This window comes from Bartonella vaga (assembly GCF_037070895.1).
Classification (GTDB): Bacteria; Pseudomonadota; Alphaproteobacteria; order Rhizobiales; family Rhizobiaceae; genus Bartonella.
Window position 1 is genome coordinate 67,349 of the sequence record NZ_JAYMZK010000006.1, and the last position, 13,271, is coordinate 80,619.

Annotated in this window: 15 protein-coding genes and 1 riboswitch; of the genes, 5 read left to right on the top strand and 10 right to left on the bottom strand. The window is 37.7% G+C overall.

Annotated elements, in window-relative coordinates; translation table 11 throughout:
- Nucleotides 1-117: 117 nt before the first annotated feature.
- The 3 genes from WCP76_RS04915 to WCP76_RS04925 form a co-directional block, all read right to left on the bottom strand.
- Nucleotides 118-627, bottom strand: a complete 510-nt coding sequence (locus tag WCP76_RS04915; protein ID WP_336294570.1) for a GTP-binding protein — start codon at nucleotides 625-627, stop codon at nucleotides 118-120.
- The gene (locus WCP76_RS04920; protein WP_336294596.1) at nucleotides 620-754 is read right to left on the bottom strand and encodes a GTP-binding protein; all 135 of its coding nucleotides are present in this window, start codon (nucleotides 752-754) and stop codon (nucleotides 620-622) included. The genes WCP76_RS04915 and WCP76_RS04920 overlap by 8 nt, the downstream gene beginning before the upstream one ends.
- Before the next feature lie 71 nt (nucleotides 755-825).
- Nucleotides 826-1,569, bottom strand: a complete 744-nt coding sequence (locus tag WCP76_RS04925) for a creatininase family protein (RefSeq protein WP_336294571.1) — start codon at nucleotides 1,567-1,569, stop codon at nucleotides 826-828.
- A 376-nt stretch (nucleotides 1,570-1,945) separates the two neighbouring features.
- Between WCP76_RS04925 and WCP76_RS04930 the strand changes: the two genes are divergently transcribed.
- Complete coding sequence (locus tag WCP76_RS04930) at nucleotides 1,946-2,293, top strand: hypothetical protein (protein ID WP_336294572.1); 348 nt, start codon at nucleotides 1,946-1,948, stop codon at nucleotides 2,291-2,293.
- A gap of 262 nt (nucleotides 2,294-2,555) precedes the next feature.
- Here WCP76_RS04930 and WCP76_RS04935 read toward each other — a convergent pair whose 3' ends face one another.
- Nucleotides 2,556-3,890: an NAD(P)H-dependent oxidoreductase gene (locus tag WCP76_RS04935; RefSeq protein ID WP_336294573.1), complete on the bottom strand. Its 1,335-nt coding sequence runs from the start codon at nucleotides 3,888-3,890 to the stop codon at nucleotides 2,556-2,558.
- A gap of 166 nt (nucleotides 3,891-4,056) precedes the next feature.
- On the opposite strand from WCP76_RS04935, the gene WCP76_RS04940 reads away from it, so the two are divergent.
- Nucleotides 4,057-4,536, top strand: a complete 480-nt coding sequence (locus tag WCP76_RS04940) for a MaoC family dehydratase (RefSeq protein ID WP_336294574.1) — start codon at nucleotides 4,057-4,059, stop codon at nucleotides 4,534-4,536.
- A 6-nt stretch (nucleotides 4,537-4,542) separates the two neighbouring features.
- Here WCP76_RS04940 and WCP76_RS04945 read toward each other — a convergent pair whose 3' ends face one another.
- The 3 genes from WCP76_RS04945 to WCP76_RS04955 are packed head-to-tail and all read right to left on the bottom strand — an operon-like array spanning nucleotide 4,543 to nucleotide 7,054.
- Nucleotides 4,543-5,202: a methionine ABC transporter permease gene (locus tag WCP76_RS04945; protein ID WP_336294575.1), complete on the bottom strand. Its 660-nt coding sequence runs from the start codon at nucleotides 5,200-5,202 to the stop codon at nucleotides 4,543-4,545.
- A complete protein-coding gene (locus WCP76_RS04950; RefSeq protein ID WP_336294576.1) occupies nucleotides 5,195-6,229 on the bottom strand; it encodes a methionine ABC transporter ATP-binding protein in 1,035 nt (344 codons plus the stop codon). Before WCP76_RS04950 ends, WCP76_RS04945 begins: the two co-directional genes overlap by 8 nt.
- Nucleotides 6,230-6,235: 6 nt before the next feature.
- On the bottom strand, nucleotides 6,236-7,054 hold the full coding sequence (locus WCP76_RS04955; RefSeq protein ID WP_336294577.1) for a MetQ/NlpA family ABC transporter substrate-binding protein: 819 nt from the start codon (nucleotides 7,052-7,054) through the stop codon (nucleotides 6,236-6,238).
- Nucleotides 7,055-7,570: 516 nt separating this feature from the next.
- Here WCP76_RS04955 and WCP76_RS04960 point away from each other — a divergent pair.
- On the top strand, nucleotides 7,571-8,212 hold the full coding sequence (locus WCP76_RS04960) for an SH3 domain-containing protein (RefSeq protein WP_336294578.1): 642 nt from the start codon (nucleotides 7,571-7,573) through the stop codon (nucleotides 8,210-8,212).
- 79 nt (nucleotides 8,213-8,291) lie between these two features.
- On the opposite strand, the gene WCP76_RS04965 is transcribed toward WCP76_RS04960, so the two are convergent.
- The 3 genes from WCP76_RS04965 to WCP76_RS04975 form a co-directional block, all read right to left on the bottom strand.
- Nucleotides 8,292-9,323: an aspartate-semialdehyde dehydrogenase gene (locus tag WCP76_RS04965; RefSeq protein ID WP_336294579.1), complete on the bottom strand. Its 1,032-nt coding sequence runs from the start codon at nucleotides 9,321-9,323 to the stop codon at nucleotides 8,292-8,294.
- Nucleotides 9,324-10,180: 857 nt separating this feature from the next.
- Nucleotides 10,181-10,387 carry a Trm112 family protein gene (locus WCP76_RS04970; RefSeq protein WP_336294580.1) on the bottom strand — a complete coding sequence of 69 codons (207 nt, stop codon included), beginning with the start codon at nucleotides 10,385-10,387 and terminating at the stop codon, nucleotides 10,181-10,183.
- 13 nt (nucleotides 10,388-10,400) lie between these two features.
- Entirely contained in the window at nucleotides 10,401-11,063 is a 663-nt protein-coding gene (locus tag WCP76_RS04975; RefSeq protein ID WP_336294581.1) for an LON peptidase substrate-binding domain-containing protein, read from the bottom strand.
- 476 nt (nucleotides 11,064-11,539) lie between these two features.
- Nucleotides 11,540-11,639, top strand: a riboswitch (glycine riboswitch).
- Between the two features lie 137 nt (nucleotides 11,640-11,776).
- Here WCP76_RS04975 and gcvT point away from each other — a divergent pair.
- Both gcvT and gcvH read left to right on the top strand, forming a co-directional pair.
- Nucleotides 11,777-12,895: a glycine cleavage system aminomethyltransferase GcvT gene (gene gcvT, locus WCP76_RS04980; RefSeq protein WP_336294582.1), complete on the top strand. Its 1,119-nt coding sequence runs from the start codon at nucleotides 11,777-11,779 to the stop codon at nucleotides 12,893-12,895.
- A 7-nt stretch (nucleotides 12,896-12,902) separates the two neighbouring features.
- Nucleotides 12,903-13,271: a glycine cleavage system protein GcvH gene (gcvH, locus tag WCP76_RS04985; protein WP_336294583.1), complete on the top strand. Its 369-nt coding sequence runs from the start codon at nucleotides 12,903-12,905 to the stop codon at nucleotides 13,269-13,271.

A 13,271-nucleotide genomic window follows, 5' to 3' on the forward strand; every position in this document is an offset into this window, starting at 1 on the left:
TTGCGTGATCTGTTGGATCTAAGGAAAAAAATTTTCTGGTTGAAGGGTTTGTGTTTTTAAACTTACAGAAGTGATTGTAATGTCATGAATGGTTGGTGGGTAGTGATGTTCATGATTTCAATTGCAAGCAGGAGCACACACATGATCTGAATGCTTGTGATTGAGAAAGTGGGGATCTTTATCTAGAGTGTGCGGTAGGTAAAAAGAGCCATGGTCAAGGATTTTATTAAGCGGGATGTTGGTATACTCTGTTGCATAAAGAATAGCTTGATAATTAATCGCGAGGGTAAGCAATTCGATGTATGCGCGTTCTTTAGCGTTAATAAGATCAATCCTATTTAACAGGACAATATCAAGATCAGAGAAAGCAATTTGCTCTTCGGCTTCATAGCTTTTAAAAGCCATAATGGAAAATGTTTTGCAATCAATGATTGTGATAACCCTGTCAAGGGCAATTCTTTCATGGATAGTATCGTCGGTAAAGAAAGTTTGTGCAATGGGAGCGGGATTAACAAGTCTTGTTATTTCTCGGATGAAAGCACCAACACGATGAGAGCATTGCGTAAAACTTTCTAAAATGCGAATAAGGTTACTGCGTATGGTACAGAAAATACAGCCATTATTCATTTTCTGTATTTCTTCGTCCGTTATCAACGATAAGGTAATTATCGACGTCAGTTACGCCAAATTTATTAACGATGATTGCATAACATTCGCCATGATTTTTGTTGAGGATGCGATTGAGAAGAGTAATTTAGATAGCTTGTAAAAACTGTAACGGAGATTTTTAAAGATATATTTTCTTTCTTTTCTATGGTGCGATTTTTATCGTAATGTGTTTATTTCAAATCGTCTGATATCTTCAAATAAATCACAAAGCCCACAAAGAACATGAGAAAAAATGGCTTCACCGGCTTGAGATGTCGCTTTGCTTGCATTCCCTGCTGCCCCTTGAAGGTTGAGATCACGCATTTTCCACCCAAAAGCATGAGGGCCATAAGCACGTAAGTACCGATAATTGGCAATCATGTCAGCTTGTTTATTATAAAAATTTTCTGCTTTCTTCATCTGCACTTTTTCCGGCGCTAAATAAAGCATTAAGGAGGTTTCGATAAATCCTCCATGTATATCAAGGTGCTGTTGAGACGGTTGCATTAGTCCTTGTGGTAAGCCAAAACGAGTCCAGCTTGTTGCTACAGCAAGCATTGAAAAACGTCTTCGTAATTCGGTTATCACAATACTGATTAAAGGTGAGTTACCTCCGTGGGCATTGAGAAGAAGAAAGCGCTTGATACCTTTTCGATAGCAATTTTCACCAATACTGATCCATCGTTCTATGGCGTTAAAAAAGGTGAGCGTTTGTGTGCCAGTAACATCCATATGTTCAACAGAATAGCCAATCTTTTCAACTGGTAAGAGCGCGATAGGAAATTGCTCTTTTTTTTGTAAAGTGAGCGCCTTTGCAAAAGCTTCAGCAATAATCCAGTCGGTTTCAAATGGAAGGTGATTTCCGTGATATTCGTGCGCACCTAAGGGCAAAAGGGCAAGGAAAGGTGTGTCGGGTTTCATACATTTATCATTTATTGCCAAAAAGAGAAATCAACAGATACGAGATCTTCAAAGATGGTGAAGTTACTCTTCTTGAATTCTAGTCTACATGTCAAAAAAACGCAAATTTATATAAAATATATGCAACGGAAATTTTACCTTGGTAAAAGTGAAGCATCATGAAAAAATTTGTCTAAAATTTTTGAAAAACAAATCATGGCTTTTTTGTGTCTTTATTTATTATACATAATGTGCTATATATATCGTAACATAATAAATATAATGTTTTATATTTGTATTGTTTTAATTGAAATAAATAGCTAAATGTGTACTTTATATCCTGTATATTATGAACATTCTTTAGCTTTTTCAGTAAAAAAGAGGAGCGAGGGAAGTTATGTTTAAATTATCTCAAAATTATATATGCTCATGTATTATTACGGCGTTTATTTTTTGTTTTGCAAATACTGTTGATAGTAATGCGAATGTTATGAGAGCTCAATTTCAAGAAGAGATGGTTATTATTCCACCAGAAAAAAATGCAGTTGCGAGGGAAAGAGATATAGTGGTTCTCCAAAATATTGGGAAACAAGACGGATTGGCTTTAGGAGCAGTTAAGAAAGTATCTTTCTTTAAAGAATATGCGGGATTTTGGGGTGGCATAAGTATCGTATCATTACTAACGGCATTGTTTACGGGAGATTTAGCTAATGTTATTGTAGCTCTTATTTCATTATTTATTTAATTAGCTAAAGGAATTATCTACTGTATCAGTCAGTTTTGTTAATTATTTCGTTGTTTATGAAAAAACAATATATTGAGCAATTTATGTTGTATTAGGTGATATGGACTGCTCAGTTATATATTGAGGACAAAGTGGGATATTCTTTTGATATACATCGGTAAGATTTTAAAATCCCTTAATTTATACTTTTTTGAAAACAATCGAATCTTATTCTTTTTTTACATAGCCTGTGAATTCTTTGCAAAAAAAAGCAATAGAGTTTTTAGGCGTTAGCGGGGGGAGGGGAATTCAACAAAAGATCTTGTTTAGCTCGAAGTTGTGCAATCCACTGGTTTTCTCGAATGGCTGTATTATGTACTGTGATAAGTTCATTTTTTTTAATTTCAGCTGTAACTGTTGCTTTTTCCAAAAGACCACATGGAATGGCGTGGTGAGCGCGTGCTTCTGCAATGCTCATTATCCAAGCACGATAACTGTAGAGGCCGATAAAATCTAATTTATCACCAGGATATAAATCTTTTTTAGCAACAGCACAGACTTCTGCTACTGGGTGGCTAAGCGGTACCATGTCTTTTTTGCCATAAAGCATAATGCGGGCGCAAGTTAGCGGAACTTCCATTGCGGTTAAATGATAGGGACGATAAAAGGTAAAATAAGGTCCTTGACCAATTTTTAAATCTTCTATCCGTTCGCGTAACCTTGGATGTGCTATTTCGGCGATCACAAAAACACCTGGAGCAACTCCTTGACCTATCGAATAATCTACAACACCATATCTATTTAAAATACCTCCATCTCGTTTTGGAATGAGTACTGTGTTTAAGTCTTGGAGAGAAGCTTGTGGTCCATGCATTCCGGGGCAATCTGGCAGAAGTCCAGTTGCGTTGGCAAGAGCTGCCATTTCAACCATCGTTTTGGAACCATCAATAAATTCAACTAACATGCGAACATTCATATTACGTTTTAACGCTTCTTCTTCGTAAAGATCAGGTGTGGCATCAAAGATAAGTGGATTGTTTTTTCCCTTACCAGCCGCAACAATTTTGTGCCCAAGGGCTGAGACAAATTCGATGAGTTCCATACAGGAAGATGGTTCATCACCAGCGCCAAGTGTGTAAATGAGACCTTTTTTTTCCGCTTCATATTTGAGATAAGCGCCAATTGTAACATCTGTTTCTACATTCATTGTGACAAGATGTTTGTTGTTTTCAAATGTTTTGAAACCAATTTCTGCCCCAGCTTCAGGATAGCCTGTTGCATCAACGATGATGTCAATTTGTTCATGGCGTAAGACAAGGTCAATATCGTTTGTGGTTGCAATTAAACCTTTTTCAATGGCTTGGGTTAAGGCATAGGTATTTTCAATTTCACACGCATGGTCATCTTCGCCATAGGCTAATATGGCAGCATCAAAGACACGTGATGGTGTTCGGGTGGCAACGGCTGCGATTTCTATGCCATCCATATGCGCAATGCTTGAAAGTAAATCTGTTCCCATTTCACCGCAACCAATTAATCCAATGCGGATGGGGGGATGATTTTCTGCACGTTGCTTCAAATCACGTGCCAAACCTGTTAAGCTCACATTGCTTACCATTGTTTTCTTCCATTTAAAAATTATCTTATTAAATACGGTGTTTTCTCAATCCATAAGGCATGTTTACTTCTAACACTATGAGTCTTTTATCCTTGATGCTCTAACCAATGGGTTTTATAAAAGCAAGAGGACTGGGGAATTTTATCACATAAACAGGAATAATGTTATGCAGCAAAAAATAGCAGTACAAGATGTAGTCAATTTTATTGGAAAAGAGGTAGGGCTATCTCAATGGCGTCTTGTTACGCAGGATATGATCAATCAATTTGCGTGCGCAACAGATGATCATCAATGGATCCATGTAGATGAGGAAAAAGCTAAAAACACACCTTTTGGTGGCACTATCGCTCATGGTTTTTTGACATTATCACTTTTATCTACGTTAGCTTATGAAGCACTTCCAGAATTGGAAGGTGCAATGATGGGCATTAATTATGGTTTTGATAAAGTACGTTTTATGAGTCCTGTAAAAACAGGTACACAGGTGCGTGCCCGTTTTGTTTTAGATGATGCTGAAATTCGTCCTTCTGGTCGGGTTGTTTTTCATTATGGGGTCACAGTAGAAATTGAACAGTTCAAAAAGCCAGCTCTCACTGCTCAGTGGCTTGTTGTTGCTGTAGTTAGAGAAAAATTTGTGAACTTTTAAACTGCTTTAATGTTTTGTTTTATCAAGCTTTTTCACAATTTTATCAGAAGACCATTGGATAATAACATTTAGAATGATCAAAATTATGATAACAGTTGTCATGATGGGGGTATTATAACGTTGGTAGCCATAGCGGATTGCCATATCACCTAAACCTCCTCCACCAAGATATCCTGCGAGAGAAGTAGCTCCAATAAGAGAAATAATCATGACTGTAAAACCCGTGATCAGGTTAGGGAGCGCTTCAGGAATAAGAACATGTCTGATAATTTGAAAACGACTCGCTCCCATAGAGCGGACAGCTTCAATTAATCCGTTTTCAACTGTTTTCAAAGAAAGTTCCACCATTCGTGCATAAAAAGGAATAGCTGAAATGGTAAGTACAAAAATCACCGAAGACATTCCCACACCTTTTCCTACAATCATGCGAGTAACAGGAAGAAGGTAAAATGCAAGAATAATAAAGGGAATGGCACGGATACTATCAATGATGATACTTAAAGGGCGATTGATAAAAGATGAGGCAAAAATCCACTTACGCATAGTTATGTCAAGTAAAATACCAAGTGGAAGCCCTATAATAAGTGCCATAAAAGAAGCACTTATTGTCATCAATATTGTATCAAAAACAGCATTGGGGAGTTCATGATAGAGAATATTAAACATAACCTAAAACCTCGCAATATTCTCCTTTTTCGGTTAACCACTGAACAGCTTTTTCTAAAGCTTCTGTGTTTTTGCTAGGAAGACCTAAGAACAAACGTCCGATGGTTTCGCCTTGGATTGTATCAATACCACCATGCAGAATACGTGCCCTTAGACCAATGTCATTTTCAAGAAGATTAAGAAAGGGTTGTTGGATAATTTCACCCGCAAGATTCACTTCAATAATAGCTTCTTGACCTATTGATTTAAGATTTTTAGCAAATTTTTCAGGAAGTTGTGGGGTAACACGTTTGAGCATGGCAATGGTTGTTTCTTCCTGTGGTGAGGAAAAAATATCTTTCACACATCCTTCTTCCACAATGCGCCCTTGGTTGAGTACAACAACACGGTGAGCAATGGTGCGCACGACATCCATTTCATGGGTAATGAGCACAATAGTAAGATTAAGGCGGTTGTTAATATCGGCGAGAAGTTTCAAAATTGATTGTGTTGTTTCAGGATCAAGTGCAGAGGTGGCTTCATCTGATAACAATATTTTAGGGTTAGCAGCCAAAGAGCGTGCAATGCCAACGCGTTGCTTTTGTCCTCCTGATAGTTCTGCCGGATAACAGTATTCTTTACCACATAACCCTACAAGTTCAATGAGTTCAAAGGCACGTTTATAGCGCTGTTTTTTATTTATACCTATTAATTTAAGTGGTAAGGCAATATTATTAAGAATATTTTGCGATGATAAAAGATTGAAATGTTGAAAAATCATTCCAATTCGTTGACGATAAGGCGCCCATTCTACCTCTGACAAATGTGAAATATCAACTCCTTCAAAAAGAATGGATCCTGCGTCAATTTTTTCTAATCCATTTAAACAGCGAATAAGTGTTGATTTTCCTGCTCCACTGCGGCCAATAATACCAAGAATTTCACCTGCATGAATATTTAGAGATAAATTATCAACTGTTGGAATTCTAGAGGTTTTGTTCAAATAACGGCTAACGTTTTTTAAGGAGATAAGAACGGGTTTTTCCATTCACAATTACCAAGATGTTTGAGCAGTTGTACCAAAAACTTTTTTAATTTTTGCACGGACAGGTTCACTATTATAGGCAGCAACTAATTTTTTGACCCATTGTTTATCTTTATCGTTGGTACGTACAACAATGATATTATTATAAGGGTTATTTTCTACTTTTTCCCACGCGATCACATCTTTTTGTAAATTTAATTCGGACATCAAAGCCCAGTTTGTGTTTATGATCGCAATATCAAAATCATCGATTGCTCGTCCTAATATACCAGAATCTAATTCACGAATTTTCAAGTTTTTAGGATTTGCAATAATATCAAGTTGAGACGCGAGAGTGTCATGAGGATCTTTTAATTTAATGAGACCTAGAGAATTAAGAAGGAGTAAGGCCCTTCCACCATTTGATGGATCGTTAGGAATACCAACATGTGCTCCGTCGCGCAGTTCTTTTATATCTTTTATTTTGTGGGAATAGACTCCAATTGGGGTCACGAAAGTATACCCTACAATTGAAAGTTTGTAATGATACTGTTCAATCTGATTCTTAAGATAAGGTGTGTGCTGAAAAGCATTCGCATCAATCTCTCCTGCATTAACAGCGTCGTTAGGAAGAGTGTAATCAGAAAAATAAACGAGTTCAATATCTAGACCAGATTTTTTAGCTTGTTCAGCTGCAACCTTCCAAATAGTTGCTTCATGTCCTTCCATAACACCAAGCTTGATTTTTGATTTTTCTGCTGCCATGGAAAAGACAGTAAATAAGAAAAGTGTAAAGAGAGAAACGAACAATCCGATAGCAGCACTTTTTGATAATTTCTTTAATATCATATACGTTTATCTTTCTTTTTCTTTTCAAAGAGATTTTTGAAGGAATGGTTCGATATACTCTATGCTAATACATGAAGGGCCGAAGGTATCAAAGCTTTATAGAATATTCAATCATTTTTACTCAAAAACATAATATTATTTTTCCTATATTGTTAGCACTTTTTAGAAAACAAAATATTTAGCTAGAGTCACTTCTCCAAAGCTCAAGCAATAAATTCTTGGATTGAAATCATTCGTTTGAGGAACCAATAGCCATTTAAAAACTTCTTTAAGTGGTGATTGGCTGGATAGTCCAGTAATCAGATGAAGTTTTGGAAGTAAATCCATAAGGAGAATATTACACAACCACAAAAATAGACCTGTGTGTAGGGCCTTAGGGGACGCAATAAGAAGAGAGTTTTCTCGAAATATGGTGGATCTTTAATAAGGAAAAGAATTGATCATCATTTTATTAAAACGCGGCAAATTTTTGCAAAGACAAATATTTTGTCCTTTATAATTTGGAGAGGAAAAAAGATGTTAAAAAAAAGTTTTTTATCAACTACTATGGTTTTGTTAGCTTTGGGAGTATCTGGACTGGGGGTAAGCGCTTCTCAAGCAACAGCTAGAACAGTTGCACGTGTGGCATCAGGCCAGGCAATTTTACGTACGGGGCCAGCGACAGCTTACAATGTTATCACAGCGATTCCAGCTGGAGCGAAAGTGCAAATTAATGGCTGTCTATCCAATCAAAATTGGTGTCTACTACACTATAATGGAAGGGATGGTTGGGTATCGGCACGTTATCTAAATGTCAACAATGTTCCTAAAATTTCTTTGACACATATGCGCGTGAAACCAAATTCTGCGATAAGAGTACAAAAGAAAAAAGTAAAACGGGCTGTTTCCAGTTTTAAACCCCTTACGGTTCCTCAAAAAAAACGGAAAAATGTGCAAAAGCTATACAGAACAGATCTAGTTATTGATTCCACAGGTGTAAAGAAAAGGGATGAGCGAACAATCTTTAATCCATCCCCGAAGGCAAATGGTATATCCGTAAAGCATGTAACTGCTTACAATCCTTTGTTCAGTGAAAATGTCAATTTCAGAAATTTTGAACGAAATGAGACACGTTACCGTATTGTGACTTATCCTGCTCCTTCAAAGTATTCAAAGTAAAAAAATCAAAGGGTATTTTGATGACAGGGAAAAGCACGACAGCATAAGGCGCTTTTTTGCTTTATGCTGTTCTTTTTGTTTAGCTTGCTGACTTAGGATTTATAAGATTACGAGAAATGAGCAATTCAGCAATTTGGACTGCATTCAACGCTGCACCCTTTCTTAAATTGTCAGCGGCAATCCAGAAAGCGAGACCATTTTCGACAGTGATATCTTCGCGAACACGACTAATAAAGGTGTCATCTTCCCCTGTGCATTCATAGGGAGTTATATATCCACCATCTTCATGTTTATCAATAAGTTGACAGCTAGGCGCATTGCGTAGAATGTCTTGCGCTTCCTTAGCGCTTAGTGGTTTTTCCAATTCAATATTAACGGCTTCAGCATGACCGATAAAGACGGGGACTCGGACAGCTGTGGCTGTTAATTTTATCTTAGGGTCAAGAATTTTTTTCGTTTCAACCATCATTTTCCATTCTTCTTTGGTATAGCCATCTTCCATGAAAACATCGATATGAGGGATAACGTTAAAGGCAATGCGTTTGGTAAATTTTTTTGATGCAATTGGATCGGCAACAAAAACCGCCCGTGATTGTTCAAATAATTCATCCATTCCTTGCTTACCAGCTCCGGAAACTGATTGATAAGTGGACACCACAACGCGTTTAATTGTTGCTGCATCATGAAGAGGTTTTAAAGCTAAAACAAGTTGAATTGTTGAGCAATTGGGGTTTGCTATAATATTGCGCTTAGAAAATTCACTAATAGCTTCTGCATTAACTTCGGGAACAATCAACGGGATATTAGCATCATAACGCCAAGCGGATGAGTTATCAATCACGACACAGCCAGTAGCAGCGATTTTGGGAGCATACTCTTTGGAAAAGATTCCTCCAGCAGACATCAGGCAAAGATCAGTGTCAGAAAAATCATAGTTATCAAACGCTTTTACTTTTAAAGTTTTATCACCATAAGCAACATCTTGCCCTAATGAGCGTCGTGATGCTAAAGGAACGACTTCATGAGTAGGAAAACCGCGCTCTTCTAGAATTGTGAGCATTTCACGACCAACATTCCCAGTTGCACCGACAACTGCAACTTTAAAACTCATTTTCTGTACTCCTGTCTCTTTCCACTGTTCTTACCCGAGCTATCTCTAAGAGAGCAAGCTATCCAAGGAATACTAAATTGTCTGTTGATTTCAGAAGCCCAATTTTTGTGCATATTAACCGTTATTTACAGCACAACCGACAGGCTCATTTCTATTCAAAAACCACAGCCCTTCTGAATCTTCAAGAGTCGAGAAGGTTCGAATATTGTACGCCAAGCCACAGCTACCCCCCCTTGACAGCATTGTAATCTAGAGAGTTTTTCATCTTCTGTCAATGGTTTCCCCTAAGAAGTTTGCATTTTGTAATGGCTGTATCGGGCATTATATTTGCTCATTAATTGGTATGAGATATTTTCTTTATTTTGAGATATCAGCGTAAAAGAAGAAAATAAGAACATCTTAATATATCGGCAATTGATTGCAAGCATTTTACTCCCAAACGATTCAACTTTTCCTTGTATTTTAGAATTTGTTGGAAAGTTGCACTTAAATAATTGCCTTCTTGTTTCCAAGAAGGATCCATCATATCTCTTCTGAAAAAAAATTTTCTACAGAAATATTATAAAATGTAGATTTTGTATACATCTCAAAAGCTTTTTATCTGGTAGAGAGCATGCCTGAATTGCTTCTGAAAATCTAGAAGTTTTGTACCTAAATAAGTCTCTATCTTTTAGTTTCTATAAAGTACTTGGGTATGACAATAGTTCTCAGTCATTCGGGATAGTTGCAAAACCTGATTATTTTTTTGTGTTCGAGTTTTCAATTTTCACTCTCTCTTGATTGCTACGTGTACGATTAAAAACAAAAGCAGAGGCTAATTTAATTAGGGGAAATTCTTTAAATTGAATGAGAACTATTTATTTCTTATATGTTACTTTTTCATTATTCTGTAAGGGACGAGCTTCTGAAGTAAGCATAATGGGCACGCCATCGCGAATAGGGTAGGCCAATTTTGCTTTAAGTGAAATTAATTCTTGTGTTTTTCTGTTCAAAGAAAGTGTCCCTCCTGTGATTGGGCAGACGAGCAATTCGAGCATTTTGGGGTCGGTGGTTATTTTTTTCATGTTTTGACATTCATTAATTTAAACGATAATCTGCCCCTGTTTGTTTCATAAGTGAACGTTCGGTTAAGGCAAGAAGAGTTTGGGCCCGGCTTCCAATATCCGGGGCTTCGAGTAAGGCTTGTTTTTCTGCTGGCGTAAAGGGGATAAGGGTTGAAAAAGCATTAACCAGTAGCGGCGTGGGAGCTTGTATGATACTGTTCCAATTATATTCCATTTCATGTATGGCGAGATATTTCTCCACAATGTTGAGTAAGCTTTCTCGGTTAATGCTTTCTGCAATATCGGGTTCTTGTAAGTCTTTTGTATTTGATCGGATGAGAGCAGTTCGATAGGACTTTGTATTCATCAATTCCTGTTCTAAAGTGAAGCGGCACACACCTTGTAATATAATAAAAAGCTGTCCATTTCCTGTTTCGTTATAGTTTGTAATGCGTCCTATACAGCCTATTTTGTAAAGTTGTGTGGAGAAGCGCTCTGTACCCGATGAAAGTGGTTGAATGATTCCTAATAACCGATTGGATACCATAACATTTTCAACCATTTCGAGCGCTTCTGGTTCAAAAATGTTGAGCGATAAAAAACTACCCGGCAACAAGAGTGCACCTTCTAAGGGAAAAAGAGCAATTTGCTTTGGTAGATCATTTTCGCAATTGTAATGGATATTGCCAGCTTTCATGAGTATTTTGTAACCTTTATTCTATGAAGTTGGGTATATAAATAGCCGTAATTTATGACACTATTTAGAGAAAAAAATTCAAAGAGAAGAAAATCAATTTATTGTATGTTAATACTATGATTTACAAGATATCTAAAATCTTTACTATTCTAAGCTATAAAACTCCATGGTTAGGGCTGAACCGTACAAGGGAAGAGAGGGGGATATTATTTAATGATCCTTCATAGTGCGGGAGATTTTGCATTTTTTCAAGCCATGTTTTTGTTTTGGCTTTTGCAATTTTCTCTCCTTCTTTTTCTTTCTTGTAGCACGGCCACTTACGATTTTCATAATGCTCAAAAGGCCGTTATTATAAGTCTTTTAAAATGATCTACGCAAGTCTAAAAATTAAGTAATTATAGTCATTTTGCTGATGACAGTGTGAAAAAGATAGTTTATAGACCAGGGCATGCCGGAAAGAGCATTATTGCTTCTTTTATTCTTTTGTGGGAGAGCGCAGACTGCAAAATTTTTCGCCTGCCGCCGAAGGGAAAAACAGCCCATGATCTCTCAGGCTTTAGGGACCGTAAAAGGAGAAAGGCATATCTGGAAAGTCGGGATAATCCGTGCCGAAGGTGTAAGCGAAAACTTTTTTAGCGAGTCTCTTAGGTTTATGACAGAGGGGTGCAGAAACGACCACATCACGTTGATGTTAGTGCGACTTTGGAGATAGTATGGGCACATTACAAGAATTCAGAACATCATCTTTAAAAACACTTGCTCTGTATGAATTACATGAAAAAGCTGGAGCTAAGTTTGGCGCTTTTGCTGGGTGGAATATGCCTTTAACTTATCCTCTTGGAGTTTTGAAAGAGCATCTTCATACACGTGCCCATGCCGGTCTTTTTGATATTTCTCACATGAAATTGATTAGTATTGAAGGGACACAAGCAGTTGAATTTTTATCATATGCTCTTCCTCTTGATGCAGCAGCTTTAAAAATTGGTCAATCGCGGTATAGTTATTTGCTCAATGAGCAGGCTGGAATTCTAGATGATCTCATCCTCACCCGTTTAGCCGAATCTCGTTTTATGGTGGTCGCCAATGCTGGTAATGCGCAGGCCGATCTTGATGAACTTAAAAAGCGTACGGTTGGCTTTGAATGTCAAGTAATTGCTCTTGAAAGAGTTCTGCTTGCTCTTCAGGGACCAGAAGCTGCTGCGGTTATAGCTGACGCAGGTTTGGCTGGTAATGAACTGTTGTTTATGCAAGGATTTGAACCACAAAAAGATTGGTTCCTGACGCGTTCTGGTTATACAGGAGAAGATGGTTTTGAAATTGCTCTTCCAGAGGATCAGGCGCCGGCATTGGCTGAAAAATTGCTAAGTGATGTTCGTGTTGAATGGATTGGTCTTGCAGCGCGCGATAGTCTTCGGCTGGAAGCAGGGTTGTGCTTGCATGGTAACGATATTACAATTGATACTACACCCATCGATGCTGCTTTAACATGGGCGGTTCCAAAAGTTGTTCGAGAAAAAGCGAAATTTTATGGGGCAAAGGCCTTTCTTGAAGCTCTTCAAAAGGGACCTTCTCGTTGTCGAGTTGGTCTAAAGCCACAAACACGCCAACCCATTCGTGCAGGAGCACTGCTTTTTGATGATGAAGGAAACCAGATCGGGGTCGTGACATCGGGTGGTTTTGGCCCTTCTTTTGATGGTCCTATTGCGATGGGTTATGTGCCTGTTGCTTGGAAAGATATAGGAATGGAAGTCTTTACTGAGTTGCGCGGAAAAAAAATTGCGCTTTCTGTTCATTCACTCCCCTTTGTTCAACAACGTTATTTTAAAGGATAGTTTTTTTATGTCTAAAATTTATTTTACAGAAGATCATGAATGGCTCAGCGTTGAAGGACAAGAGGTTACTGTTGGTATTACGCATTATGCTCAAGAGCAATTAGGTGATTTAGTTTTTATTGATTTACCACAAAGTGGAACGCAACTTTCTAAGGGAGATGCTGCCGCTGTTGTGGAGTCAGTCAAGGCCGCTTCAGATGTTTACGCGCCTCTTGATGGTGAAGTTGTTGAAATTAATGAGGTATTAGCGAATAGCCCTGAATTGGTAAACCAGAAAGCCGAAAAAGAAGGCTGGTTGTGGAAAATGAAATTACAGGATGAAACACAACTTGAAGGGTTGTTGGATGAAGTTGCTTATAAAGCACTAATTGGATAA